The sequence below is a fragment of the Kitasatospora sp. NPDC096140 genome, assembly GCF_040303045.1.
In the GTDB taxonomy this organism is placed as follows: domain Bacteria; phylum Actinomycetota; class Actinomycetes; order Streptomycetales; family Streptomycetaceae; genus Kitasatospora.
Genome location: NZ_JBEOUW010000022.1, coordinates 121,739 through 148,514 on the forward strand (window position 1 = coordinate 121,739; position 26,776 = coordinate 148,514).

At 73.8% G+C, this 26,776-nt stretch carries 15 protein-coding genes and 1 rRNA gene; 3 read left to right on the forward strand and 13 right to left on the reverse strand.

Features of this window, described 5'->3' with window-relative positions; genetic code table 11:
- Positions 1–113: 113 nt before the first annotated feature.
- The 3 genes from ABT048_RS23385 to ABT048_RS23395 all read right to left on the reverse strand — a co-directional run bounded on the left by ABT048_RS23385 (position 114) and on the right by ABT048_RS23395 (position 3,368).
- On the reverse strand, positions 114–1,403 hold the full coding sequence (locus ABT048_RS23385) for an AI-2E family transporter (RefSeq protein ID WP_502894063.1): 1,290 nt from the start codon (positions 1,401–1,403) through the stop codon (positions 114–116).
- Positions 1,404–1,450: 47 nt separating this feature from the next.
- Positions 1,451–1,645 (reverse strand): DUF3046 domain-containing protein, encoded by a 195-nt coding sequence (locus ABT048_RS23390; RefSeq protein WP_350523398.1) that lies wholly within the window; start codon positions 1,643–1,645, stop codon positions 1,451–1,453.
- A 142-nt stretch (positions 1,646–1,787) separates the two neighbouring features.
- On the reverse strand, positions 1,788–3,368 hold the full coding sequence (locus ABT048_RS23395) for a S8 family serine peptidase (RefSeq protein WP_350523399.1): 1,581 nt from the start codon (positions 3,366–3,368) through the stop codon (positions 1,788–1,790).
- Positions 3,369–3,574: 206 nt separating this feature from the next.
- Here ABT048_RS23395 and ABT048_RS23400 point away from each other — a divergent pair, with 206 nt between their 5' ends.
- Positions 3,575–8,314, forward strand: coding sequence for an ATP-dependent helicase (locus ABT048_RS23400; RefSeq protein ID WP_350523400.1), 4,740 nt, complete (start codon positions 3,575–3,577; stop codon positions 8,312–8,314).
- A 428-nt stretch (positions 8,315–8,742) separates the two neighbouring features.
- Here ABT048_RS23400 and ABT048_RS23405 read toward each other — a convergent pair whose 3' ends face one another.
- The 8 genes from ABT048_RS23405 to ABT048_RS23440 form a co-directional block, all read right to left on the reverse strand.
- Positions 8,743–9,111 carry a helix-turn-helix domain-containing protein gene (locus ABT048_RS23405; protein ID WP_049660741.1) on the reverse strand — a complete coding sequence of 123 codons (369 nt, stop codon included), beginning with the start codon at positions 9,109–9,111 and terminating at the stop codon, positions 8,743–8,745.
- A 316-nt stretch (positions 9,112–9,427) separates the two neighbouring features.
- Positions 9,428–9,889 carry a CinA family protein gene (locus ABT048_RS23410; RefSeq protein WP_350523415.1) on the reverse strand — a complete coding sequence of 154 codons (462 nt, stop codon included), beginning with the start codon at positions 9,887–9,889 and terminating at the stop codon, positions 9,428–9,430.
- 38 nt (positions 9,890–9,927) lie between these two features.
- Entirely contained in the window at positions 9,928–10,566 is a 639-nt protein-coding gene (pgsA, locus tag ABT048_RS23415; RefSeq protein WP_350523401.1) for a CDP-diacylglycerol--glycerol-3-phosphate 3-phosphatidyltransferase, read from the reverse strand.
- The gene (gene rimO, locus ABT048_RS23420; protein WP_350523402.1) at positions 10,563–12,053 is read right to left on the reverse strand and encodes a 30S ribosomal protein S12 methylthiotransferase RimO; all 1,491 of its coding nucleotides are present in this window, start codon (positions 12,051–12,053) and stop codon (positions 10,563–10,565) included. Before rimO ends, pgsA begins: the two co-directional genes overlap by 4 nt.
- 97 nt (positions 12,054–12,150) lie before the next feature.
- The gene (locus ABT048_RS23425) at positions 12,151–13,014 is read right to left on the reverse strand and encodes a helix-turn-helix domain-containing protein (protein ID WP_350523403.1); all 864 of its coding nucleotides are present in this window, start codon (positions 13,012–13,014) and stop codon (positions 12,151–12,153) included.
- Positions 13,015–13,364: 350 nt separating this feature from the next.
- Positions 13,365–16,046, reverse strand: a complete 2,682-nt coding sequence (locus ABT048_RS23430) for an FtsK/SpoIIIE family DNA translocase (protein WP_350523404.1) — start codon at positions 16,044–16,046, stop codon at positions 13,365–13,367.
- 147 nt (positions 16,047–16,193) lie between these two features.
- Positions 16,194–16,832: a response regulator gene (locus tag ABT048_RS23435; protein WP_350523416.1), complete on the reverse strand. Its 639-nt coding sequence runs from the start codon at positions 16,830–16,832 to the stop codon at positions 16,194–16,196.
- A 344-nt stretch (positions 16,833–17,176) separates the two neighbouring features.
- Positions 17,177–21,856, reverse strand: a complete 4,680-nt coding sequence (locus ABT048_RS23440) for a HAMP domain-containing protein (RefSeq protein WP_402804820.1) — start codon at positions 21,854–21,856, stop codon at positions 17,177–17,179.
- Between the two features lie 416 nt (positions 21,857–22,272).
- Between ABT048_RS23440 and ABT048_RS23445 the strand changes: the two genes are divergently transcribed.
- On the forward strand, positions 22,273–24,834 hold the full coding sequence (locus ABT048_RS23445; RefSeq protein WP_350523405.1) for a SpoIIE family protein phosphatase: 2,562 nt from the start codon (positions 22,273–22,275) through the stop codon (positions 24,832–24,834).
- Between the two features lie 304 nt (positions 24,835–25,138).
- Complete coding sequence (locus ABT048_RS23450; RefSeq protein WP_350523406.1) at positions 25,139–25,702, forward strand: acetate uptake transporter; 564 nt, start codon at positions 25,139–25,141, stop codon at positions 25,700–25,702.
- A gap of 84 nt (positions 25,703–25,786) precedes the next feature.
- Here ABT048_RS23450 and ABT048_RS23455 read toward each other — a convergent pair whose 3' ends face one another.
- Together ABT048_RS23455 and rrf are read right to left on the reverse strand one after the other, a co-directional pair.
- Positions 25,787–26,632 carry a phosphatase PAP2 family protein gene (locus tag ABT048_RS23455; RefSeq protein WP_350523407.1) on the reverse strand — a complete coding sequence of 282 codons (846 nt, stop codon included), beginning with the start codon at positions 26,630–26,632 and terminating at the stop codon, positions 25,787–25,789.
- A 61-nt stretch (positions 26,633–26,693) separates the two neighbouring features.
- Positions 26,694–26,776 (reverse strand): 5S ribosomal RNA (gene rrf / locus ABT048_RS23460); the annotation flags it as partial.

The following is a 26,776-nucleotide window of genomic DNA, read 5'->3' on the forward strand; positions in this document are numbered from 1 at the left end:
TCGGCCTGTGGAAAACTCTTCGCCGGAGAGTACAAAGAACATCTGTTCGATTCAAGCGTCGCACGTCGGCAGGGTGGCGCCCCGGGTCCCGCCCCCGGGGCGCCGCCCTCGTCTCACTCCCCGTCCCCTCCGACCATCCGCCGCAGCCGCCGCGCCGCCTCCCGGCGCAGCTCCCGCCGGGCCCGCCGCTGTTCGCCCCGGTCGATCCGGGGGTCGGTGGCCACCTCGTACCGCCGCACGTACGTCCCGACGAAGCCCTGCAGGGTCGCCGCCGCCGGGATCGCGATCAGCGCGCCCACCGCACCGAGCAGCGCCGCGCCCGCGATCACCGCGCCGAAGGCCACCGCCGGGTGCACGTCCACGGTCCGCGCGGTGATCCTCGGGTGCAGCAGGTAGTTCTCGACCTGCTGGTAGACCACCACGAAGACCAGCACCCAGAGCGCGTCCACCGGCTCCACGGTCAGCGCCACCAACACCGGCAGCGCACCGGCCAGGTACGTCCCGATGGTCGGCACGAACTGCGACATGACGCCCACCCAGATCGCCAGCGCCACCGCGTACGGCAGGTCCAGCAGCGCGAACATCACCCAGTGCCCGGCGGCCGACACCACCGCGAGCAGCGCCCGGGAGTAGAGGTAGCCGCCGGTCTTGGCCAGCGCGATCTCCCAGGCCCGCAGCACCTCACCCTGCCTGGCGGGCGGCAGCAGCGAGCAGACCGTCCGGCGCACCCGCGGTCCCTCGGCGGTGAAGTAGAAGGTGAACAGCCCGACCGTGAAGGCCTGGAAGAGCCCGCCGATCACGGAGGAGGAGACGCCCCAGACGTTGTCGGCGGCCTGCTGGGCGTAGTTCTCGATGGTGCCGGAGTCCTTGAGCAGCCGCTTCTGCAGCTCGTCCAGCGAGAGGTCCTGGTGGAAGGTCCGGTTGACCCAGCCGATCAGGTTGTCGACCAGGTGCGGCAGGTCTCCGGCGATCTTGCCCACCTGGTCGACCAGCAGCGTGCCGAGCGCGGCGAGGAACCCGGCCACCGCGACCCCGACGGCAACGAACACCAGGAAGGTGCCGACCCCCCGGCGCACCCCGCGCGCCGCCATCCGGTCGACGGCCGGCTCCAGCGCGAGCGAGAGGAAGAAGGCCACCAGCAGCATCACGAAGAGGTCGATCAGCTGCCGGAAGGCCCAGTCCGCGAGCTGGAACAGTCCGACCAGGACGAGGAACAGCACCATCGCCCTGGGCAGCCAGCGCGGCATCCCGCCGCCCCCCAGGGCGCCGCCGCCCTCCCGCTCGCCACCGCTCCGGGCGTCGTCGGCGGGCCCTCCGGCGGCCCGCGCACCGTCACCGGCCCGCGCACCCCCGGCGGCCCGCACCGCCCTGTCCGAATTCTTCTGTTCTGCGCTGCTTGTCACCGGGACAGTCTGTCCCATGCCCGGAGGCCCGGAGCGGACCCCGGAGGTCAGCGCAGCAGCGTCGAGACCCCCTGGGTCTCGCAGACCACCCGCCAGACGTCCTTGGCCTCCCAGCCCGCCTCCAGCGCCTGGCGCACGGTCCGCCCGCCCAGCTCGCTCATCACGTGGTCGCTCGCGAACGACTCCGCGTACGCCTCCCCGAAGTGCGCGTGCATCCGTCGCCAGAACTCCGTCAGCCTCATGCCCCAAGTATCCCGGACCGGCCACCCGCGCCCCGGACCGGCCACCGCCCGGCCGCCTGCGCAGACCCGACCCCGCCCGATCCGGCCCGTCTCCGCCCGGCCCCGGACCCCGCCCGGCCCGTGACCCCGTGCGCCCCCGGGCTCACCGCGGCAGTGCCAGCAGCCCCGCCCCGAAGTACTGCCGGTCCCCGCAGGCGTACGGTCCGGGCGGGCAGCCCGCCGCCGCCGTGTTCGCGAGCAGCGCCGCCAGCGCGTCCGAGTCGAAGTCCGGGTGCAGTGCGGCCGCCACCGCCACCGCGCCGGTCACGTGCGCGGCCGCCATCGAGGTGCCGGCCAGCGCCGCGTACTGGCCGCCGGGCCAGTCGGAGACGATCGCGTTCTGCGGCCCGCCGTCCGGGTCGCCGCCGGGGGCGGCCAGCGAGACCCGGCCGCGCCCGAAGTTGGTGTAGGCGGACGGGTGGCCGTCCCGGTTGACGGCGGTGACGGTGACGACGCCGGGCAGTTCGCCGGGCAGCCGGACGCACTCGGTGCCCAGGTAGCGGGTCTGCGCCGGGCCGGAGACCCGGTCGTTGGGGCTGCGCTCGTCGGTCCGGGGGGCGCCGAGGTCCTGCGCGTCGTTGCCCGCCGAGGCGACCACCACCGCGCCCTTGCTCCGGGCGTACCCGGCGGCCCGTCCGACGGCGGCGGTCAGCGCGGCCTGGTCCCGGTCCTCGGGGCAGTTGTACTTCCACGGGTCCGCGAAGTAGCTGTTGTTGACCGCCTTGGCGCCGTGATCGGCGGCCCAGAGCAGCCCGCAGACCATGTTCTCGGCGTAGTACTGCCCGAGCGGTCCGAGCAGCCGGACGGCGGCGATCCGCACGCCCGGCGCGACCCCGGTGACGCCGCGGCCGTCCCGGGCGGCGCCGACGATCCCGGCGACGTGGGTGCCGTGGCCGCTCTCCCCCACTCCGGGGTCGGGCCGCCAGGCGCCGGTGCGGGCGTCGGGCCGGCCGTCGGCGCACGAGGCGGAGGCCTTCGGGTCGACGGCTGCGCGCAGGTCGGGGTGGGTGTCGTCCACGCCGGAGTCCAGCACGGCGACCAGCACCCGGTGCAGCGCCTCGGGGTCCGGCACGACGCCCGCGGGGGCGCTGTTCGGCCCCGGGGAGGCGTCGCCGGTGCGGAGCGCGGTCGCGCCGAGCATGGCGAGGTTCCAGGCGCCGCCCTCGGCGGGGTCGGGCACGGTGGCGGTGCCCGACCCGGCCGCCCGGTCGTCCCCGGCGCGGACCGCGCGGACCGCGCCGAGGGCGTCCGCACCGACGGCCCCGTGCGCGCCCCGGTCCGCGCCCACCGTGAAGTCCCCGGCCCCGTCCACCGCCCGGGGCGGCGCCACCACCGGCGCGGTGCGGGTCGCGCCGACGGCGGCGATCCCGGGCCGGCTGCGCACCTTGTCCGCGAACCTCCCGGTCGCGTACGTCAGGACGGCCCCGATCTGCGGGTACTCCTGCACCACCTGCCCACCCGCCGCCCGGCTCTCCGCCCCGGCCCGGGCCGCCCCGGACGCGTCCTCCCGCTCGGCCAGCACCAGGTAGCTGAGGTAGGACCGCCCGGGCCCGGACACGGACGGGACGGCCCCACCCAGCACGAGGGCCGTGAGCAGCATCGCGAGCAACGCCCGGGCGGGCCCGCCGACCCGGCGGCGCCGGGCGGCGCGGGCGGGCCTGCCCGGCGGGTGCGCCTGCGCCATCGCACGGTCTCCGCTCGTCGTTCCGGTGGGTCACGAATGGATCAAGCATCCGAATCATCACCATATGAGCGGATTGTCGTTTCTGCCCCCTGGCTTGCACCCCCCGCCTCCCGGGACGGCCCAGCCGCACCCCGCCTCCCCGGACGCTCCCGCCCGCCGGCCCCGCCCCGCGCCCGGTTGTCGGTCCCACCCGGCACCATGGGGGCATGGCGCCCCAGCACCCGATCCCGCCCGCCGACGACCCGCTCGCCGGCTTCGCCCCGACCACCCGGGCCTGGTTCACCGGCGCCTTCTCCGCCCCCACCACCGCCCAGGCCGAGGCCTGGCGCGCCATCGGACGGGACACCGACGTCCTGGTGGTCGCCCCCACCGGCTCCGGCAAGACGCTCGCCGCCTTCCTCTCCGCCCTGGACCGGCTCAGCAGCACCCCGCCGCCGGCCGAGACCAAGCGCCGCTGCCGCGTCCTCTACGTCTCACCGCTCAAGGCCCTCGCGGTGGACGTCGAACGGAACCTGCGCGCCCCGCTGACCGGCCTGCGCCAGGCCGCCGTCCGGCTCGGCCTGCCCGAGCCCGAGGTCCAGGTCGCCATCCGCTCCGGCGACACCCCGGCCGCCGACCGCCGCCGCTTCGCGACCCACCCGCCGGACATCCTGATCACCACCCCCGAGTCACTGTTCCTGCTGCTCACCTCCGCCTCCCGGGAAGCCCTGCGCGGGGTGGACACGGTGATCCTGGACGAGGTGCACGCCGTCGCCGGCACCAAACGCGGCGCCCACCTCGCGCTCACCCTGGAGCGGCTGGACGAGCTGCTGGACCGCCCGGCGCGCCGGATCGGCCTGTCCGCGACGGTCCGCCCGGTCGAGGAGGTCGCCCGCTTCCTGAGCCCGCAGCGCGGCGCCGTCGTCGTCCAGCCCCCCGCCGACAAGGACTTCGACCTCTCGGTGGTCGTCCCCGTCCCCGACCTGGACGACCTGCCCGCCGCACCGGCCACCGGCGGCGCCGCCGACAGCGACCCGCAGCGACAGACCTCGATCTGGCCGCACGTCGAGGAGCGGATCGTCGACCTGGTCGAGGCGCACCGCTCGACCATCGTCTTCGCCAACTCCCGCCGCCTCGCCGAGCGCCTGTGCAACCGGCTGAACGAGATCGCCCACGAGCGCGCCACCGGCACCGTCACCCCCGGGGCGCACGCCCCGGCCCAGCTGATGGGCGGTTCCGGCGCCGCCAAGGGCGCGCCCGCGGTCATCGCCCGGGCCCACCACGGCTCCGTCTCCAAGGAGCAGCGCTCCCTGGTCGAGGAGGAGCTGAAGGCCGGCCGGCTGCCGGCCGTGGTCGCCACCTCCAGCCTGGAGCTGGGCATCGACATGGGCGCCGTGGAACTCGTCGTCCAGGTCGAGTCCCCGCCCTCGGTCGCCTCCGGCCTGCAGCGGGTCGGCCGGGCCGGCCACCAGGTCGGCGCCGTCTCCACCGGCGTCTTCTTCCCCAAGTACCGCGGCGACCTCGTGCAGTCGGCGGTGGTCACCGAGCGGATGCGGGCCGGCCGGATCGAGGCGCTGCGCATCCCGCGCAACCCGCTGGACGTGCTCGCCCAGCAGCTGGTCGCGATGACGGCCCTGGACTCCTGGCCGGTGGACGACCTGCTCGCCGTGGTCCGCCGCGCCGCGCCCTTCGCGACCCTCCCCCAGTCCGCCTTCGACGCCGTCCTCGACATGCTGGCCGGCCGCTACCCCTCGGACGCCTTCGCCGAGCTGCGCCCGCGCGTGGTGTGGGACCGGGTGGCCGGCACCGTGACCGGCCGCCCCGGCGCCCAGCGCCTGGCCGTCACCTCCGGCGGCACCATCCCCGACCGCGGCCTGTTCGGCGTGTTCATCGCCGGCACGGATCCCAAGAAAGGCGGCGGCCGGGTCGGCGAGCTCGACGAGGAGATGGTCTACGAGTCCCGCGTCGGCGACGTGTTCACCCTCGGCACCACCTCCTGGCGGATCGAGGAGATCACCCACGACAAGGTGCTCGTCACCCCCGCCCCCGGCATCCCCGGCCGGCTCCCGTTCTGGAAGGGCGACACCCTCGGCCGCCCGCTCGAACTCGGCCGCGCCCTCGGCGCGTTCACCCGCGAACTGGGGGCGCTGCAGCCCGAGGCCGCCACCGAACGCCTCAAGCAGGCCGGGCTGGACGACTGGGCCGCCGCCAACCTGCTCGACTACCTCGCCGAACAGCGCGCCGCCTGCGGCCACCTCCCGGACGACCGCACCATCGTGGTCGAGCGCTTCCGGGACGAACTCGGCGACTGGCGGATCGTCATCCACTCCCCCTTCGGCGCCCAGGTGCACGCGCCCTGGGCCCTCGCCCTCGGCGCCCGGCTGCGCGAGAAGCACGGCCTGGACCCACAGGTCATGCACGCCGACGACGGCATCGTGCTCCGCCTGCCCGACGCCGACCTGCTCTCCCCCGACTTCGACTTCGCCGCCCCCGCCGCCCCGTCCGCCCGGCCCGGTGCGGACGAGGCCCCGGTCGGCGCCGACGCCGCCCTGTTCGAGCCCGGCGAGATCGAGCAGCTGGTCACCGACCAGGTCGGCGGCTCCGCCCTGTTCGCCTCCCGCTTCCGCGAGTGCGCCGGCCGCGCCCTGCTGCTGCCCCGCCGCAACCCCGGCCGCCGCACCCCGCTGTGGCAGCAGCGCCAGCGCGCCGCCCAACTCCTCGAAGTCGCCTCCGAGTACGGTTCGTTCCCGATCGTCCTGGAGGCCGTCCGGGAGTGCCTGCAGGACGTCTTCGACGTCCCCGGCCTGGTCGAGCTGATGGGCGACCTCGAATCCCGCGCCGTCAGGCTGGTCGAGGTCACCACCCCGGAACCCTCGCCCTTCGCCCGCTCGCTGCTCTTCGGCTACGTCGCCCAGTTCCTCTACGAGGGCGACTCCCCGCTCGCCGAGCGCCGCGCCGCCGCCCTCTCGCTGGACTCCCGGCTGCTGTCCGAACTCCTCGGCCAGGCCGAGCTGAGCGAACTGCTCGACCCCCGGGTGCTCGCCGAGCTGGAGGCCGAACTCCAGCGCCTCACCCCGGAGCGCCGGATCAAGGACGCCGAGGGCGTCGCCGACGCCCTGCGCCTGCTCGGCCCGCTCACCGAGGCCGAGTTGACCGCCCGCGGCGCCGAACCGCTCTGGGCGCTGGAGCTGGAGGCCGCCCGCCGGGTGATCCAGGTCCGGATCGCCGGTGACCAGCGCTGGGCCGCGATCGAGGACGCCGGGCGGCTGCGCGACGCACTCGGCACCCCGCTGCCGGTCGGCGTCCCCGAGGCCTTCACCGAGCCGGTCAAGGACCCGCTGGGCGATCTGATCGCCCGCCACGCCCGGACCCACGGCCCGTTCACCGCCGCCGAGGCCGCCGCCCGCTACGGCCTGGGCAGCGCCGTCGTGACCGGCGCGCTGCACCGCCTCACCGCCGCCGGCCGCCTGGTCCAGGGCCAGTTCCTCCCGCCCACCGCCCGCCGGCACCCTTCGCCGGAAGCGCTCGGCGCCGCCCCCGTCGACCGCACCGCACCGGAGTGGTGCGACGCCGAGGTGCTGCGCAGGCTGCGCCGCCGCTCGCTGGCGGCCCTGCGCCAGGAGGTCGAGCCGGTCCCGCCGCGCGCCCTGGCCGCCTTCCTCCCGCAGTGGCAGCACCTGGCCGGCCACCGGCTGCGCGGCCCGGACGGTCTGCTCCGGGTGGTCGAACAACTGCAGGGCACCGCGCTGCCCGCATCCGCCCTGGAGAAGCTGGTCCTCCCGGCCCGGCTCGCCGACTACTCCCCCGGCCTGCTGGACGAGTTGACGGCGGCCGGCGAGATCGGCTGGTGCGGCGCCGGGGCGCTGCCCGGCAAGGACGGCTGGCTCAGCCTCCACCTCACCGAGAACGCCCACCTGCTGCGGCCCGAGCCCGTCCCGCCCGCGCTCACCCCGCTGCACAGCGCCCTGATGTCGGCGCTGGCGGGCGGCTACGGCCTGTTCTTCCGCCAACTCGTCCAGCAGCTGCCGGAGGAGGCCCCGGAGCCCGCGGTCGTCGAGGCCCTCTGGGACCTGGTCTGGGCCGGTTACGTCACCAACGACACCCTCGCCCCGCTGCGCGCCCTGCTCGGCTCCGGTCGGACGGCGGGCGCCACCGCCCACCGCGCGCCCCGGTCCACCCCGCGCGGCCGCTACGGCACCGCCGGCCGCGCCCTGGGCCGCCCCGGCGGCGCCCTGCGCAGCGGCCCGCCGACGGTGGCCGGGCGCTGGTCGCTGCTGCCCGCCCTCGCCGCCGACCCGACGGTCCGGGCCACCGCGCAGGCGCAGAACCTGCTGGACCGGCACGGTCTGCTCACCAGGGGGGCGGTCGCGGCCGAGCGGGTGCCCGGCGGCTTCGCCGGGGTCTACCGGGTGCTGGCGGCGATGGAGGAGCGCGGACGGGCCCGTCGGGGCTACTTCGTCGAGGGCCTGGGCGGCGCCCAGTTCGCCATGGAGGGCGCGGCCGACCGGCTGCGCTCGGTCAACGGCCGGTTGGAGCGCACCGCGGCCACCGAGTGGCCGGCCGCCCCGGCCACCGAGCCGCCGCAGACGCTGGTGCTGGCCGCCGCCGACCCGGCGAACGCCTACGGCGCCGCCCTGCCCTGGCCCGAGCCGCCCACCGCCCCCGGCGGCAAGGAGTCCACGGCCCACCGCCCGGGCCGCAAGGCGGGCGCCCTGGTGGTCCTGGTGGACGGCGAGCTGGCGCTGTACGTGGAGCGCGGCGGCAAGTCCCTGCTGGCCTGGCCGGAGGACGGGGGCACCCGGGCGCTCGCGGCGGGAGCACTGGCCGCCGCCGTCCGCGGGGGCGCGCTCGGCAGCGTCACGGTGGAGCGGGCCAACGGCGAGCCCGCCCTCGGTTCGGAGCTCGGCCGCGCCCTGGAGGAGGCGGGCTTCCACGCCACCCCGCGCGGCCTGCGCCTGCGGCCGTAGTCCGTCGGCGCACCCGCCCCCGGACACGGCGGAGGCCGCGGGGTCCCGGACCCCGCGGCCTCCGGCCACGTCGAATCACCCGATCGGCGGCGGTTGTGCCTCCACCGGTCGTACCGCCTCAGTGCTCCGGCGACGGGCCGGTCCGGTCGCGTTCCGGTCGGCGTGGACCGGGATGAGGCCGAGGCCCCAGCCTCCGGCCGCGAGCAGCCCCAGCGCCGCACCGTCGACCGCCTGCCCCCGGACGACCAGGAGCCACCAGGCGAGCCCGGCCGCCACTGCCGCCAGGACCCACCGCACCGGACGCCGTTTCCGGAGCAACAACCGCGCCCGCGCCCGTATTCGGGCTGCCGGGCGCATCTTCGCGTCTCTCCGCACGATCGCCCTCCCTTCGCTCGCCCCGGGCGGCGATGCCCGGGTCGAGGCCGGGATCAGGCGGCGACCACGTCCATCGCGGCGGCCTTGGGCGACATGTTCGCCCGGTCGGTGCCGGGGGCGGGAAGCGGAACCGGTTCGAGTACCGGCCTCAGCAGATCACCTTCGGAGAGGGTGGCCATCGCCGCAAGTTCGGCGAGCGACAGTTCGTCGCTGACCTCGCGCATGACCTCGGACATCCGGACGTCGAGTGCGTCGCAGATGGCGGAGAGCAGCTCCGAGGAGGCCTCCTTCTGTCCCCGCTCGACCTCGGAGAGGTACCCGAGCGAAACCCTGGCGGCCGCCGACACCTCGCGGAGTGTGCGGCCCTGGCGCTGGCGCTGCCGACGCAGTACATCGCCCAGTAGGCGACGGAGCAGGATCATCGGTGCCTCCCTCCTCGGACTGCGGATCGAGATGTCACGCCCCCACCGTACCGCCTTGCCCGCTTCGCGTGCGGGGACCCTGGTCGTGTTCACTCTGGGCTGCAAGGCTGTCCCCCTCCTCGTTCCGGTGTCGTACCCGGGTTCGCGGGCCCCTCGTGGTACCCGTCGCGGCCCACCCGGCCACCGTCACGCAACTCGTTCGCCACCTGGTTTCTGCCCAACCAGGCTGTTGGATGTAACACGATCCTCCAGCTGTGCCATACCCGGGCGCCAGATCGGCAGATCTCGGTTCGGTGGAGATCCGTCGGAGGGGCCCCTACCGTGCGAGCCGGCCGACGAGCAGCTCCAGTGCGGCGGTCACCGCTCCGTGACGGATTGTGGCACGGCCGCCCGACAGCAGGAGCGAACTGACCAGAGTTCCCCCCGGGCCGGCGACCGCCAGGTGTACGGTGCCCACCGGCTGTCCGTCCTGCGGGTCCGGACCGGCCACCCCGGTCGTCGCGAGCCCGTACGTGGCCCCCAGCAGCCCCCGCACGCCCTCGGCCATCTGCCGGGCCACCACCGGGTGGACGGGCCCGTGGACGTCCAGCAGGCCCTCGTCCACACCGAGCACGGAGGCCTTGAGCTCGGTCGCGTACGCCGTGACGGAACCCCGGAAGGTCGCGGAGGCCCCGGGGACGTCCACCAGCGCGGCGGCCAGCAGACCACCGGTCAGCGACTCCGCGACGGCCAGCGTGCCGCCCTCGGCCCGCAGCGCGGCGTGCGCCCGCTCCGCCAGCCGGTAGTCGTGCTCCGCCACCCGGTCCCCCCTGTCGCTCAACGGCCCGCGCGTTCCGCGGCCTGTCCCTCGCGGCGCAGCCGCAGCGCCTGTCCGACGTAGTCCAGCGCGGTGCCGACGGTCAGCAGCACCGCCAGTCCCATCAGCACGGCCCGCCCGGTGGCCAGCCACCCGGTCAGGGCCAGGACGTACATGCCGACCGCGGTGCCCTGGGTCAGCGTCTTGAGCTTGCCGCCGCGGCTGGCCGGGATGACCCCGTAGCGGATCACCCAGAACCGCATCAGCGTGATGCCCAGCTCCCGGGCCAGGATCACCACGGTGACCCACCAGGGCAGGTCGCCGAGCAGCGAGAGGCCGATCAGCGCGGAGCCCATGATCGCCTTGTCCGCGATCGGATCGGCGATCTTCCCGAAGTCGGTGACCAGGCCCTTGCGGCGGGCCAGTTCCCCGTCGAACAGGTCGGTGATCATCGCGATGGCGAACGCGGCCCAGGCGACCGAGCGCCACTTGGGGTTGTGCCCGCCGTCGGCGAACAGCAGCAGCACGAAGACCGGGACCAGCAGCACCCGGACCATCGTGAGCACGTTGGCGATGTTCCAGATCCCCGGGGTCGCCGGCGCCGCGGCCACCGGTCTGCCCGGGTGGGCCGCGGCCGGGGCGCCGGGCCCCTTGGTCATTCCCCGGCTCCCGGGACCGAACGGAGCCGCACCTGCTCCAGCGCCTCGGCGATCAGGTCGACGCCCTCGCTGGCGACCACCTTGGCCCGCCAGAACTGCCCCACCTCGGGGGCTTCGACGCCCTCCAGGGTGGTCAGACCGTCGGTCTCCGGGGCCTGGTGGCCGGCCCGGCCCTCGACCACGCCGTCCTCGATCGACTCGATCAGCACCTCGACCTCGGTGCCGATCCGCTGCTCGGCCCGCTGGGCGGTCATCTCCTCGGCCAACCGGCTCAGCCGGTCCAGCCGCTCGGCGATCACGTCGGCGTCGAGCTTGCCGTCGTAGGTCGCGGCCTCGGTGCCGTCCTCGTCGGAGTAGCCGAAGACGCCGATCGCGTCCAGCCCGGCGTGGGTGACGAAGCGCTCCAGCTCCGCGAAGTCCTCCGCGGTCTCGCCGGGGAAGCCGACGATGAAGTTGGACCGGGCGCCGGCCTGCGGGGCCTTGTCGCGGATGGTGCCCAGCAGCTCCAGGAACTGGTCGGTGGAGCCGAAGCGGCGCATCCGGCGCAGTACGGCGGGCGCCGAGTGCTGGAAGGACAGGTCGAAGTAGGGCACCACGTCGGTGGTGCCGGTCATCGCGTCGATCAGGCCCGGGCGCATCTCGGCCGGCTGCAGGTAGGAGACCCGCACCCGCTCGACGCCCTCGATCGCGGAGATCTCGCCGAGCAGCGTCTCCAGCAGCCGGATGTCGCCGAGGTCCTTGCCGTACGAGGTGTTGTTCTCGCTGACCAGGACGATCTCGCGGACGCCCTGCCCGGCCAGCCACTGGGCCTCGTGCAGCACGTCGGAGGGGCGGCGGGAGATGAACGAGCCGCGGAAGGCCGGGATGGCGCAGAAGGAGCAGCGGCGGTCGCAGCCGGAGGCGAGCTTGACCGAGGCGACCGGGTTGTCGTCCAGGCGCTTGCGCAGGGTGCGCGGGCCGGAGGCCGGGGCGAGGCCGTCGGGCAGGTCGGCGATCGGCTCGGCGGCGGCCTCGGCGCCGTGGCCGGGCAGCGCGACGGCCTCGGCGGCGGACTGCCGCTCGGCGGGGCTGATCGGCAGCAGCTTGCGGCGGTCGCGCGGGATGTGCGGGGCGTGGTGGCCGCCGGAGAGGATGGTCTGCAGGCGGTCGGAGATGTCGGCGTAGTCGTCGAAGCCGAGGACACCGTCCGCCTCGGGCAGCGCGTCGGCGAGCTCCTTGCCGTACCGCTCGGCCATGCAGCCGACCGCGACGACGGCCTGGGTCCGGCCGTGCCCCTTGAGGTCGTTGGCCTCCAGCAGGGCGTCCACGGAGTCCTTCTTGGCGGCCTCGACGAAGCCGCAGGTGTTGACGACGGCGACGTCCGCTTCGGCGGCGTCGTCGACCAGCGACCAGCCGTCGGCCTCCAGTCGCCCGGCGAGTTCCTCGGAGTCCACCTCGTTGCGGGCGCATCCGAGCGTGACAAGGGCGACAGTACGGCGTTCAGGCATAGGCCCAAGATTAACGCGCGGCCTCCGGTGCCGTTCGCCCCGGAGGCCGCGCGCCTCGATTCGGCCGGTCGTGACCGGCCCTCGCCGACCCCTGTGGTCAGCCCGCCTGCGGGTCTCCGGGGGTGTACGTGACGTGCACCACCTGCCCGTCCTTGCCGAGGAGACCGAGGTCCTTGCCGTTGACGTACGCGTGCACGGCCCCGCCGTTCCCCAGCACCAGCTTGATCTGCTTGGGGTCGGTGAAGGTCTGGTCCTGGCCGTCGTTGATGTTGTTCTGGAACAGCGACTTGCCGCTGCCGTCCATCGCCGAGACCCAGCTGGTGCCCTCGGCGACCAGCTTCACGGTGACCTTGTCGGCCGGGACGGCGGCGATCGCGGCGGCGCTCGGCGCGGGCGCCGGCGGCTGGACGGTGGGCGTCGCGACGGGGGCGACCGATCCGGTGCCTGAGCCGCTGGGCAGCGGCGCGCTGGCGGAGCCGGTGGTGCCGTGCCCGTCCTTGCCGCTGACCAGGTTGAAGCCGATCAGGGCGACCACCGCGACGATCGCGGCGACCATGGCGGCCGCCCAGTTCGGCCGGCCGCGGCTGGGCACCTTGATCGGGCCGCTGTCGATCAGCTGGCCCGCCGGGCGCTTGGCGGCGGGCGGGCCGCCGTGCGCGGCGTCGTAGCGGGCCACCAGCCCGTCGCCGTCCACGCCGACGGCGCGGGCGATCAAGCGGATGTGCCCGCGGGCGTAGAAGTCACCCCCGCAGCGGCCGAAGTCGTCCTCCTCGACGGCATGGACGATCGGCACCCGGATGCGGGTGGCGGTACTCACCTGGTCCACCGTGAGGCCCGCGTCGATCCGGGCGGCGGACAGCACCCGGCCGATGCTCGGGGCATCGGCCGCCTGCGCCGCGTCGTCGGTCGGTTCGACGGACGACGGGGCGTTCTCGTGGTCGGAGGACTTGCCGATGGTCACGGGGCACGCCTTTCGAGCGGATGGCCACCTGCTGGGGAACAGTCTAGGGGCGTGGGCGGATCGTTTCTCAAGCGGAACGGGACCGAATGCGTGCACCCGCCCCGGCCGGGGTCCGGCAGCCCGTTGACCGGTCGTCAACGGAGCCGCACGCGGGCTCCCCGGGGTTCGCTTTCCGGCCTGTGACGCGGTGTGCGGGCGTTCGGTTCCCGACAGCGCGCCTACCCTCCTCCGAACGAGTGACACCCCGTCCGGGGCACGGGGACTCCGGCGCCCCGGACAGCCCCGGGCCGCCCCGGGCCGCCCCGGCCGCGCACCCGGCCGGCGCGCGGGGCGCCGGACGGCACGGCCCGTCAGCCCCGCAGGGTCACCAGCACCCCGTCCAGCTCGTCCGGCTTCACCAGGACGTCGCGGGCCTTGGAGCCCTCGCTGGGGCCGACGATCCCGCGCGACTCCATCAGGTCCATCAGCCGGCCCGCCTTGGCGAAGCCGACCCGGAGCTTGCGCTGGAGCATCGAGGTCGAGCCGAACTGGGTGGAGACCACCAGCTCGGCCGCCTGGATCAGCAGGTCCAGGTCGTCGCCGATCTCCTCGTCGATCTCCTTCTTCGGCCCGCCGCCGACCGTCACGTCGTCCCGGTAGACGGCGGACAGCTGGTCCTTGCAGTGCTGCACCACCTTGGCGATCTCCGCCTCGGTGACGAACGCGCCCTGCATGCGGATCGGCTTGCTCGCGCCCATCGGCAGGAACAGCGCGTCGCCCTTGCCGATCAGCTTCTCCGCGCCGGGCTGGTCCAGGATGACCCGGGAGTCGGCCATCGCGGAGGTCGCGAAGGCCAGCCGGGACGGCACGTTGGCCTTGATCAGGCCGGTGACCACGTCCACCGAGGGCCGCTGGGTGGCGAGCACCAGGTGGATGCCGGCCGCGCGGGCCAGCTGGGTGATCCGGACGACGGAGTCCTCGACGTCGCGCGGAGCGACCATCATCAGGTCCGCCAGCTCGTCGACGATCACCAGCAGGTACGGGTACGGCCGGAGCTCCCGCTCGCTGCCCAGCGGCGGGGTGACCTTGCCCGCCCGCACCGCCTCGTTGAAGTCGTCCACGTGCCGGAAGCCGTACGCCGCGAGGTCGTCGTAGCGCATGTCCATCTCGCGGACCACCCACTGGAGGGCCTCGGCGGCCTTCTTGGGGTTGGTGATGATCGGCGTGATCAGGTGCGGGATGCCCTCGTACGCCGTCAGCTCGACCCGCTTGGGGTCGACCAGCACCATCCGCACCTCGTCGGGGGTGGCCCGCGCGAGGATCGAGGTGATCAGGCAGTTGATGCAGGACGACTTGCCCGCACCGGTCGCGCCAGCCACCAGGATGTGCGGCATCTTGGCGAGGTTGGCCATCACGGTGTGGCCCTCGACGTCCTTGCCCATGCCGACGACCATCGGGTGCGAGTCCTCGGCGGCCGTGCGCGAGCGCAGCAGGTCGCCGAGGTTGACCATCTCGCGGTCCCGGTTGGGGATCTCGATGCCGACCGCGGACTTGCCCGGGATCGGGCTGATGATCCGCACGTCCGGGCTGGCCACCGCGTACGCGATGTTCTTGGCGAGGGCGGTGATCCGCTCCACCTTGACGGCCGGGCCGAGCTCGACCTCGTAGCGGGTGACCGTCGGGCCGCGGGTGAAGCCGGTGACCCGGGCGTCCACCTTGAACTCGCTGAAGGTGCCGGTGAGCTGGGCGACCACCTCGTCGTTGAGCGCGCTGCGGGCCTTCGCGGGGCCGCCGCGCTCCAGCAGGTCAAGGGAGGGCAGCGCGTAGCCGACGCCCTCGCCGAGCTGGAGCTGCTCCATCCGCACCGGCGCCGCGCCGTGCTCCTCGGGGGCGCCCGGGCCGCCGCTGCGGGCGGCCGGGACGGCGGGCTCCTCGGGCGGTGCGGTGTGGTCCTGCACCTGGTGCATCATGTCCGCCACCGCGGAGGAGGCGGGCACGCCGTAGACCAGTGCGCCGTCCAGGTCGGCGGCCGCGCCGGCGGCGAGGTTGCGGGTGGTGTACGGGTCCAGCGGCTCCTTGTCGAGGGAGACCCGCACGGCCTCCGCCGGGTCGTCGGGGTCGGCCTGCCTGCGCCGGCGGCGGCGTCGGCGGGCGGCGACCTCGTCCGTCGGGTCGTCAGCGCCGCTGTCCACGGTGAACGGCAGCGCGTCGGGGTCGGCGTCCTCCGGCGGCTCGGTGGACGGCTCACGCCCCGGCGCACGCCCCCTGCGCACCTGGTCCTCCGGCCCGGGCTCGACCACGCCGAGCCGTATGCCCATCCACCGCACCCGCTCACCGATCCGGTTGACGGGCGTGGCGGTGACCACCAGCAGGCCGAAGAAGGCCAGCAGCAGGAGCAGCGGCACGGCGAGCGCGGGCCCCGCGGCGGCCATCATCGGGGTGGACGCGGCCCAGCCGATGATGCCGCCGGCCCCCCTTATCCGGGAGGCGCCGCTGCCCATCATGGGCGCGCCGCAGCCGATGTGGACCAGACCGAGGACGCCGACCAGCAGCGTGCTCAGCCCGATCACGATCCGGCCGTTGGCCTCCGGCAGCTCCGGGTGGCGCCAGAGCCGGATCGCGATCGCGGCCAGCAGGAACGGCACCAGCACGTCGAGCCGGCCGAAGAGCCCGGACACCACGGCGGTGGCCGCCTCGCCCAGCCAGCCCTGCGGGCTGAACCAGGTGCCGGCGCCGGTCACCAGCGCGAGCGCGAACAGCAGCAGGCCGACGCCGTCCTTGCGGTGGGCCGGGTCGAGGTTCTTGGCACCGTCGCCGAAGCCGCGGAAGATCGCGGCGATCGGGCTGGCGATCGCGTTGAGGGCGCCCATCAGCACCGACCTGGACGGCGGTGCCGGCGGTGGGGCCGACTTGGCCGCGGCCTTCTTCGCGGGAGCCGCCTTCTTCGCCGCCGCCTTCTTCGCGGGCGGCTTGCCCGGGGCTTTCGCCGCGGCCTTCTTGGACGGTCCCGGACTCGTCTTACGTGCTGCGTTTCCGGGCGTGCGAGTGGCCATGGGTCAGCAGCCTACCGGGGTGGACCACCGGCGCACATGTGCCCGAGCCGGGCCGCCCCGACGTGTCGCAGACACACCGTCACGCTGACCGGGATTCACCCGGACGCCGCACGGGACCACCCTGACGGGTGAACGCGGGGCAGCGGATCAGGAGCTTCCGGGGCGCATCGCGTCGAGCGCCCGGCGCAGCGCCACCAGTTTGCGCTCCAGGTGCGCGGCGGTCGCCGCGACGCCCGCGTCCTCGCCCCCGTCCAACTGCTTGCCGAGCGCCTCCGCCTGCTCCTCGACCGCCGCCAGCCGCGCGGACAGCTCGCCCAGCAGCGCCCCGCCGAGGACCGGCTCGCCGCCGCCCGCCTCCAGCTGCAGCCGCAGCAGCGCGGCCTGCTCCTTCAGCTGGCAGTTCTTCACGTACAGGTCGACGAAGACGGAGACCTTGGCGCGCAGCACCCACGGGTCGAAGGGCTTGGAGATGTAGTCCACCGCGCCGGCCGCGTAGCCGCGGAAGGTGTGGTGCGGGCCGTGGTTGATCGCGGTCAGGAAGATGATCGGGATGTCCCGGGTGCGCTCGCGGCGCTTGATGTGGGCGGCGGTCTCGAAGCCGTCCATCCCGGGCATCTGGACGTCCAGCAGGATCACCGCGAAGTCGTCGGTGAGCAGCGCCTTGAGCGCCTCCTCACCGGACGCGGCGCGCACCAGCGTCTGGTCCAGGGCCGAGAGGATCGCCTCCAGCGCCAGCAGGTTCTCCGGTCGGTCGTCGACCAGGAGGATCTTCGCCTTCTGCATCAGGGCTCGCCCTCCTGTCGCCTGCCTGCCGCCCGGTGCAGGCACCCGCGTACTGCCCACCGCTACCCCGGTCATGCTAGCCGCACCCCCTCGCCCGGCACATCGCCCCGTCGTGACCGATCCGGAGCGGCGCACAGCCAGTGCCCCGGCGCACGCTCAGCAGGGCGTCGTCATCCGGTCACTGTTCGCAACGATCGGTGACCCTACCGGGTTCCCGGGCCGGTCCGCCAGCAAACCGGCCGCCCGGGAGGCGTGAACCCCGGGGCCCGCGACGGCGTTCACGCCGCCCCCGGTCCCCGCGCACCCACCGGGGTGCCCCCGCACGGCCGGGAGCACCCACCACCCGCTCAGCCGCGGTCGCCGCTCAGCCACTCGCTCATCACCGTCAGCAGGTGGTCGGTCTCCACCGGCTTGGTGATGTGGTCGGTGGCGCCCGCCTCCAGGGACTTCTCCCGGTCGCCCTTCATCGCCTTGGCGGTCAGCGCGATGATCGGCAGGCCGGCGAACTGGGGCATCCGCCGGATCGCCTCGGTGGTCGCGTAGCCGTCCATCTCCGGCATCATGATGTCCATCAGGACCAGCGCCACGTTCTCGTGCTGCTCCAGCATCTCGATGCCCTCGCGCCCGTTCTCGGCGTACAGGACGGTCAGGCCGTGCTGCTCCAGCACGCTGGTCAGGGCGAACACGTTGCGCACGTCGTCGTCCACGATCAGCACCTGCTGGCCGTCGAAGCGCCGGTCGCCGTTGACCGGCCGGAGCGGCACGGGCTCCACCGCCCGCGGCCCGGCGGCGCTCTCCAGGGCGGCGCTGCGCCGGCGCTCCACGGCGCCGCGGCGGCGCTCCTCGGCCAGCTCGCGGACCTCCTGGGCCCAGTGGTCGGCGGGGTTCTCGCCGACCGGCACCGGCAGGCCCACCGGGGTGACACCGACCGAGGCGCGCGGCGCCTGGGCACCCGCCGCGGACTGGCGCTCGCCCGGGCGCGGCTCCCCGGTGGTCTCCGGGGCCTCGGTGCGCAGCGGCAGGTAGAGCGTGAACGTGGAGCCCGCGCCCAGCTCGCTCTCGGCGTGGATCTCGCCGCCGAGCAGCCGGGCGATCTCCCGGCTGATCGACAGGCCCAGGCCGGTGCCGCCGTACTTGCGGCTGGTGGTGCCGTCGGCCTGCTTGAAGGCCTCGAAGATCTCCCGCAGCTTGTTGCCGGGGATGCCGATGCCGGTGTCGGAGACGGCGAAGGCGATCAGGGCGTCGTCCGGGTCCTGGATCGAGCCGGACTCCAGCAGCCGCTCGCGCACGTGCGGCGGGACGCCCGGACCGGCCAGGCTGATCTCGAAGTCCACCGCGCCGGCGTCGGTGAACTTGACCGCGTTGGAGATCAGGTTGCGCAGCACCTGCTGGAGCCGCTGCTCGTCGGTGTGCAGGGTGACGGGCAGGGCGGGCGAGACCCGGACGGCGAAGTCCAGGTTCTTGTCCAGCGCGACCGGCTGGAAGGTCGCCTCCACGTAGTCGACCAGCTGGACCAGGGCGATCCGGGCCGGGCGGACGTCCATCTTGCCGGCCTCGACCTTGGACAGGTCGAGGATGTCGTTGATCAGCTGGAGCAGGTCGGAGCCGGCGCCGTGGATGGTGTCGGCGAACTCGACCTGCTTGGGCGAGAGGTTGCCCTCGTTGTTGTCGGAGAGCAGCTTGGCCAGGATCAGCAGCGAGTTGAGCGGGGTGCGCAACTCGTGCGACATGTTGGCGAGGAACTCGCTCTTGTACCGGGAGGCCAGGGCGAGCTGTTCGGCGCGCTCCTCCAGGACCTGGCGGGCCTCCTCGATCTCACTGTTCTTGATCTCGATGTCGCGGTTCTGCTGGGCGAGTTGCTCGGCCTTCTCCTGCAACTCCTCGTTGGTGCGCTCCAGTTCCTCCTGGCGCGCCTCCAACTCCGCCGACCGCATGGACAGTTCGGCGGTGAGTCGCTGGGACTCCAGCAGCAGGCCCTCGGTCTTGGTGTTGACGCTGATGGTGTTGACCGTGACGCCGATCAGGTCGGCGATCTGGTTCAGGAAGTCCAGCGCGACGGTGGTGAAGGAGCTGAAGGTGGCCAGCTCGATCACCCCGAGCAGCCGGCCCTCGAACAGCACCGGCAGCACCACGATGTGGGCCGGGGAGGCCTCGCCGAGGCCGGAGGCGATCTTGAGGTACCCGGGGGGCGCCTCCTTGAGGATGATCGCCCGCTTCTCCACCGCGGCCTGACCGATCAGCGACTCGCCGGGGCGGAAGGTGGTCGGCATCGCCCGCCGCTGGTAGCCGTAGCTGCCGATCAGGCGCAGCACGGTGTCGTTCTCGTCGTCGTCCTCGGTGATCAGCTCGGCGGTGCGGCCGGCCGGCTGGGCGAGGAAGAAGGCGCCGTGCTGGGCGGAGACCACCGGGGTCAGCTCGGTCATGATCAGCGAGGCGACCGCCTCCAGATCCCGGCGGCCCTGGAGCAGGCCGGAGATCCGGGCCAGGTTGGTCTTCAGCCAGTCCTGCTCCTGGTTGGTGCGGGTGGTCTCGCGGAGGTTGGCGATCATCTGGTTGATGTTGTCCTTGAGCTCGTCGAGCTCGCCCGCCGCGTCCACGTCGATCCGCAGGCTCAGGTCGCCCCTGGTCACGGCGGTGGCGACCTGGGCGATCGCGCGCACCTGCCGGGTCAGGTTGTTGGCCAGTTCGTTCACCGACTCGGTCAGGTCCTGCCAGGTACCGTCGACCCCCGGCACCCGGGCCTGGCCGCCGAGCCGCCCGTCGGTGCCCACCTCGCGGGCGACCCGGGTGACCTCGTCGGCGAACGCGGAGAGCTGGTCGACCATGGTGTTGATGCTGGTCTTGAGCTGGAGGATCTCGCCGCGCGCGTCGACGTCGATCTTCTGCGAGAGGTCGCCGCGGGCGACCGCGGTGATCACCAGCGCGATGTTCCGCACCTGGCCGGTGAGGTTGTTGGCCATCAGGTTGACGTTGTCGGTCAGGTCCTTCCAGATGCCGGCCACCCCCGGCACGCTGGCCTGGCCGCCCAGGGTGCCGTCGGTGCCCACCTCGCGGGCCACCCGGGTCACCTCCACCGCGAAGGAGGAGAGCTGGTCGACCATGGTGTTGAGGGTCGCGGCGAGCGCCGCCACCTCGCCCTGCGCGTCGATGGAGATCTTCTTGGAGAGGTCCCCGCGGGCCACCGCACCGGCGACCTCGGCGATGTTGCGCACCTGACCGGTCAGGTTGGACGCCATGAAGTTGACGTTGTCGGTCAGGTCCTTCCAGATGCCCGACACCCCGCGCACCCGCGCCTGGCCGCCCAGGATCCCTTCGGTGCCCACCTCGCGGGCCACCCGGGTGACCTCGTCGGCGAACGCCGACAGCTGGTCGACCATGGTGTTGACGGTGGTCACCAGCTCCAGGATCTCGCCCCGGGCGTCGACGGTGATCTTCTTCGACACGTCGCCGCGCGCCACCGCCGTGGTCACCTCGGCGATGTTGCGGACCTGGCTGGTCAGGTTGTTGGCCATCAGGTTGACGGAGTTGGTCAGGTCCTTCCAGATGCCGGCCACGCCGGGCACGCTGGCCTGCCCGCCGAGGATGCCCTCGGTGCCGACGTCCCGGGCGACCCGGGTCACCTCGTCCGCGAAGGCGCCCAGCTGGTCCACCATCGTGTTGATGGTGTTCTTCAGCTCCAGGATCTCCCCGCGCGCGTCCACCTGGATCTTCTGCGACAGGTCGCCCTTGGCGACCGCGGTGGTCACCTGGGCGATGTTGCGGACCTGGTCCGTGAGGTTGTTCGCCATGAAGTTGACGTTGTCCGTGAGGTCCCGCCACACCCCGGCCGCCCAGGGCACCTGCGCCTGCCCGCCCAGCCGGCCCTCGGTGCCCACCTGACGGGCCACCCGGGTCACCTGCTCGGCGAAGCCGGAGAGCTGGTCCACCATCGTGTTGATGGTGTTCTTCAGCTCCAGCATCTCGCCGCGCGCGTCCACCTCGATCTTCTGCGAGAGGTCGCCCCGCGCCACCGCCGTCGTCACCTGGGCGATGTTGCGGACCTGGCCGGTCAGGTTGTCGGCCATGAAGTTCACCGAGTCGGTGAGGTCCCGCCAGACCCCGGCCACGCCCGGCACCTGGGCCTGACCGCCCAGCCGCCCCTCCGTCCCGACGTCCCGGGCCACCGCGGTGACCTGCGCGGCGAAGCCGTTCAGCTGGTCCACCATGGTGTTGACGGTGTTCTTCAGCTCCAGCATCTCGCCGGCCACCTCGACGGTGACCTTGCGGGACAGGTCGCCCTTGGCGACCGCGGTCGTCACCTGGGCGATGTTGCGCACCTGCGCGGTCAGCCGGCCGGCCATGGTGTTGACCGAGTCCGCCAGGTCCTTCCAACTGCCCGACACGCTACGGACCTTGGCCTGGCCGCCGAGCTTGCCCTCGGTGCCCACCTCGCGGGCCACCCGGGTCACCTCGTCGGTGAACTCCGAGAGCTGGTCCACCAGCCCGTTGACGGTCCGCCCGATCTTCAGGTACTCGCCGCGCAGCGGGTGGCTCACCCCGTTGCTGTGCAGCGAGCGCAGCTCCATCTTCTGGTCCAGGTCGCCCTCGGCGATCGAGGTCAGCACCCGGCCGACCTCGGCCATCGGGCGGGCCAGGTCGTCGATCAGCGCGTTGCAGTTGTCGACCGCCGCCATCCAGGCGCCCTCGCCCGCACCGGTCTCCAGCCGCTCGTTCAGCCGGCCCTCGCGGCCCACCGCCCGGCGGACCCGGGCCAGTTCACCGGTCAGGTGCTGGTTGCGCTCGGCGACCTCGTTGAACACCGCGGCGATCTCCGCCAGCGGCCCGTCGCCCGGAATCGTCAACCGGCGGCGGAAGTTGCCGTCCCGCATCGCGGTCAGCGCGGACAGCAGCTTGCGCAACTCGGCGGGCTCCGCGCCGCGGTTGTGGCTCGCTCGCCGGCCGGCCGCGTTCCGCGGCGCGGTCCCGGAGCGGCCGCCGCGCTGGGCGGGCGGCGTCGTACCGGTTGCGTCCTTGGTGGCCGAACTCAACGGGCCCCTCCCACATCGTGAACTGTCCGGTGACCGCCCGTGCCGGTGCGGCACGCGCCCGGGCACCGGCCCGGCTGGGCTGCGTACCGGCGGCCTCTGCAGCGCACCGGCACCCACACGACCGTACTGCTCGTACCGGTCATCGCGGACCCCCCAGTCTGGCAGCACCGGCGCCCGGTGCACGGCCGGTTGCGCACGGTTGGTGCCGCACCGTCCGAAACAGGTGGGCAGAATCACCCTCTGGTGCCTGTTTCGGCTCCCCGCCCCCACGGGGAACCAAGCGGAAAGTAGGGTGGAGCGCTGCACCGGGCCACGACCCGACCCAGCGCCGCCGCTCACCCCGACGGCGCGCACGGGGAAAGTCGGCGCCGCACCCCGGACAGCCAGGGCAAGAGCAGCAGAGGAGAAGTGGCAACGTGGTCACCGCGCGCGCAGCCGCCACCTTCGACCCCGACGGCCGGTCCGCGGCCGCCGCCCGGGGGTTCGTCCGGGACGCGCTGCTCGGCTGGGGCCTGCCGGAGGTCGTCGACGACGCCGTCGTGCTGGTCAGCGAGCTGGTCACGAACGCCGTCGTGCACGCCGGCACCGCCGCCGAGGTCTGCTGCCTGCGCGAGGAGGAGACCGTCCGGATCGAGGTCACCGACCACCACCCGGAACGCGGCCTGCCCTCCCTCGGCGACGGACCCGTCACCGCCTCCGACCGCTACGCCGACCCCGACGGCGAGGGCGGCCGCGGCCTGCTGATGTGCTCCGCCCTCGCCGAACGGTGGGGCGTCGAGTACGCGGCCGGCCGGAAGACCGTCTGGTTCCGCCTCCAGCTGCCGGCACACGTGCTCGGCACCCGCTACGCCGTGCCCGCCACCCCCGGCAGCGACCTGCCGAGCAGCGCCGGCCCGGTGCACGTCGCCGTCGTCCAGATCGACGAGGACGGCCGCGTCCTGGCTTGGAACCCGGACGCCGAGGCCCTCTTCCGCTACCCCGCCGGCGCCGTCCTCGGCCGCCCCTGGGCCGACCTCGCCGTCTGGCCGCAAGCCCCGGACCGCGGCCTGGGCCTGACCGACACGCTGCGGCTGGCCCGTTGGGAGGGCGGCTACGGGATCCGCCGCCAGGACGGCCACGAGGTCGAGGTGTACGGCGTCCAGGTGCGCGTGCGGGACACCGAGGGCGTCCCCTCCACCCTCTGTCTGCTCGTCCTCGAACCCGACCGCGCCGTCCTGCGCTCCCCCGCCCGCGCCCTGCCCGGCGAGCGCCCCGACCAGACCGGCCCCCGGCTCGACCTGCTGGCCGGCCCGGTCGCCACCGACGACCTCGACACCCTGCTGCAGCGCACCGTCGAACGCGCCCGCGACCTGCTCGACGGCGACGCCGCGTACCTGCTGCTGACCACCGAGGACGAGACGGAGTTCGAGGTCCGCGCCGCCACCGGCCTCACCACCGGACACCGGCGGCACGCCCGCTTCCCCGTCGAGACCGGCAACCGCTACGACTCCGCCCGACTGCCCTCCGTCCACGAGGACCTCACCGCCCGTCCCACCGGCCTGACCCTGCTCTCCGACAGCGGCATGCGCTCCCTGCTCACCGTCCCGCTCAAGGTCGAGGGCCGCCTGATCGGCTCGCTCGGCATCGCCGCCACCGCGCCCGGCCGCTACGACAACGAGGACGCGATGCGCCTCCAGTTCGCCGCCGACCGGGTCGCCCTGGCCGTCGAGAGCACCCGGCTGACCGAGCTCGAACGGCTGCGCCGCGGCTCGCTCTCCTTCCTGGTCGAAGCCTCCGACCTGCTGGCCGGCACGCTCGAACACGAGCAGACCTTGGCGCTGATGGCCCAGATGGCCGTCCCCACCCTCGCCTCCTGGTGCGCCGTCTACACCACCGCCGACCACACCTCCCCGGCCCGGCTCGCCTTCGTCCTGCACGAGGACGAGGACCGCATCGACCCCCTGCGCGACCTCCTCGACAAGGCCCCCGTCCCCGAGGCCGGCCCCACCCACGGCGTCCGGTTCTGGACGGCGCCCGCCGAGACCGCCGCGGTCGGCGGCCTGGCCAACAGCCCGGAACTCGCCGGTCTGCTCGGCGAGACCGTCGTCATCGCACTGACCGCCCGCAACCGCGTCATCGGCCTGCTGGCGCTCGGCGTCCCGACCGGCGTCCGGTTCCGCCAGGAGATCCTCGAACTCGCCGAGGACCTCTCCCGCCGCGCCGCGCTCGCCCTCGACAACTCCCGCCTCTACTCCGAGCGCACCGCCACCAGCCAGGCCCTGCAGCGCAGCCTGCTGCCGCCGGACCTGCCCGAGATCCCGGGCGTCGAGGTGGACGTGTACTACCAGGCCGCCGGCGAGGGCAACGAGGTCGGCGGGGACTTCTACGACCTGTTCACCATCCGCGAGGGCACCTACGGCTTCGCCATCGGCGACGTCTGCGGCACCGGCCCCGAGGCCGCCTCGGTCACCGGCCTGGCGCGGCACTCGCTGCGGCTGCTCGCCCGCGAGGGCCTGGACGCCCCGCAGGTGCTCCGCCGCCTCAACGCCGCCATCCTGGACGAGGGTTCGCGCAGCCGCTTCCTGACCCTGCTCTACGGCGAGCTGACGCCCCGTCCGGACGGCAGCACCGAGCTGTCCCTGGTCTGCGCCGGCCACCCGCTGCCGCTGCGGCTGCGCACCGACGGCCGGGTCGACCGCGCCGCCACCCCGCAGCCGCTGCTCGGTGTCATGGACGACCTCGACCTGACCGCCGAGACCCTGGTACTCGCCCCCGGCGAGGTCCTGCTGTGCGTCACCGACGGTGTCACCGAACGCCGCGAGGGGCGGCGGATGCTGGGCGACGACGGTCTCGCCGAGGTGCTCACCGGCTGCACCGGCCTGACCGCCGGCGCCGTGGCCGCCCGCGTCCAGCGCGCGGTCGAGCGGTTCGCCCCCGAGCCGCCGTCCGACGACATGGCGATCCTGACCCTGCGGGTGCCCAACCAGCGCCAGCCGTGAGCCTCCCCGGCCGGCACTGCAACTCGCGCAGGGCCTGACGCGGTAGCTGGCACGGTAACTGACGCAGTCACAAATTGTTATCTTCACAAGGGTACAAGCGCCTGCCGCCGGGTAGACCGATCTCACCGGGGAATCCACCCGGAGGGGACGTGACCAGCGGGCTCTCCGCTGGCCCATCATTCTGACCGCAGCCCGCGCACGCCCAGAGCCGTGCGCCCTCGGCGCGGTCGCGCGCATCCACTCGTCGAAACCACACCACAGCGTCACTGCGCCCTGCGCGCGCCCAGAGTGAAAGGAGCCTCCGGTGAGCAACGACGCTACCGGGGCAACGAACGCCCGTTCCACCGGAGCCGACGCGGGTAACCTCGGCTACCTCGCCCTCGGCCTGACACTTCTCGCCTACGGTCTGCTCTCCACCGGCATCCTGCACGGCGCCGGCACCGGGGACGCGGCCCACCTCGCCCATCTGCTCGGCGGCGTCACCCTCTTCATCGCGGGCCTCTGGCAGCTCCGCGGGGGCGAGGGCTTCACCGGCACCGCGTTCACCAGCCTCGGCGCCTTCTGGGCGACCTGGTCGGCGGCCGGCGGGGCGGGCAAGAACGCCGCCGGTCTGTTCCTGCTGCTGTGGGCCCTGCTCGCACTCACCCTCACCGCGGCCGGCTGGGGCGGTGGGCAGCTCAGCCGTGCCGTCTACGGCCTGCTGACGCTCTCCCTGCTGCTCTCCGCCATCGCCACCTTCGGCGGCTACAGCGGCCTGGGCAAGCTCGCCGGCTGGGTCGCGGCCCTCTCCGGGCTCGCCGCCTGGTACTGGGCCACCTCCGCCCTGAGCAACGGCTCCTGGGGGAAGATCGCCCTGCCGGTCAAGTGACCTGCCGGGCGATCCTTCGGGCAACCGACCGGGCCCCTGACCGGGCTTCCGGCCGGTTGCCCGGCCAGGGGAGCCCGAGACGGCTCAACGGACCTGCTCCAACCGCCCCTCGGCGGAGCGACGGGGTCGGGCCTCCGTTCCGGCGGAGACCCGACCCCGTCGGCGTGCCGCCAACGCCAGCACGGCGTACGCGAAGAGGAGGATCACGACGGCGACGATCCCGTCCGCCCAGAAGTGGTTGGCCGTCACGACGACCACCGCGACCGTCAGCACCGGGTGCAGCACCATGACCCACCGCAGCGAACTGCGCGACACCCGGATCACCGCGACCGCGGCCAACACGCACCAGGCCACGTGCACCGAGGGCATCGCCGACAACTGGTCGGCCACCACGACACCGCCGACCGCGCCCCCGTACACCGACTGCCCGTACACCGCGGCCACGTCGACGAAGCCGCTCTCGGGCAGCATCCGGGGCGGTGCCACCGGGATGAACTGCACCAGCAGGCAGACCGCGGTCGTGATCACCACCGTGTTCCGCACCCACGCGTACCGCTCGCGGTGCCGCACGAACACCCAGAGCAGCACGCCGAGCATCACCGCGAAGTGCATCACCGCGTAGTAGTAGTTCGCCAGCCGCACCAGCACCGGGTACGGCGTGATCGCCGCCTGCCAGGAGGCCTCGTCGGGCAACCCGACCACCTGCTCGGCGTGGTGGATCCAGCTCGCCCGGTCCAACGCGTGGTCCGCGCTCATCACCGACAGGTGCCCGACCAGCTGCCACAGCGCGAACAGCGCCAGCAGCGTGCCGGCCTCCCGCAGCAGCGCCGACAGCGACGGCTTCCGGACCCTCGACGCGACGTACGCGCCAGCGTAGAGGCCGGCGGCGGCGCCCCCGGCGGACTGCCAGGTCAGGGTCAGGTTCTGCATTGGCAGAGGGTAACGCAAAAAGCCCCCTTCCCGGATGGGAAGGGGGCTTTTTGGAATGATTGTTCGGCGGCGTCCTACTCTCCCACAGGGTCCCCCCTGCAGTACCATCGGCGCTGTGAGGCTTAGCTTCCGGGTTCGGAATGT

Excerpts from the sequence above, each read along its gene's own strand:
- ABT048_RS23395 (WP_350523399.1), bottom strand. The coding sequence starts at position 3,368 with ATGGCGCAGGCGCACCCGCCGGGCAGGCCCGCCCGCGCCGCCCGGCGC.
- ABT048_RS23400 (WP_350523400.1), top strand. The coding sequence starts at position 3,575 with ATGGCGCCCCAGCACCCGATCCCGCCCGCCGACGACCCGCTCGCCGGC.
- ABT048_RS23430 (WP_350523404.1), bottom strand. The coding sequence starts at position 16,046 with ATGGCCACTCGCACGCCCGGAAACGCAGCACGTAAGACGAGTCCGGGA.
- ABT048_RS23405 (WP_049660741.1), bottom strand. The coding sequence starts at position 9,111 with ATGATCCTGCTCCGTCGCCTACTGGGCGATGTACTGCGTCGGCAGCGC.
- ABT048_RS23390 (WP_350523398.1), bottom strand. The coding sequence starts at position 1,645 with ATGAGGCTGACGGAGTTCTGGCGACGGATGCACGCGCACTTCGGGGAG.
- ABT048_RS23455 (WP_350523407.1), bottom strand. The coding sequence starts at position 26,632 with ATGCAGAACCTGACCCTGACCTGGCAGTCCGCCGGGGGCGCCGCCGCC.
- pgsA (WP_350523401.1), bottom strand. The coding sequence starts at position 10,566 with ATGACCAAGGGGCCCGGCGCCCCGGCCGCGGCCCACCCGGGCAGACCG.
- rimO (WP_350523402.1), bottom strand. The coding sequence starts at position 12,053 with ATGCCTGAACGCCGTACTGTCGCCCTTGTCACGCTCGGATGCGCCCGC.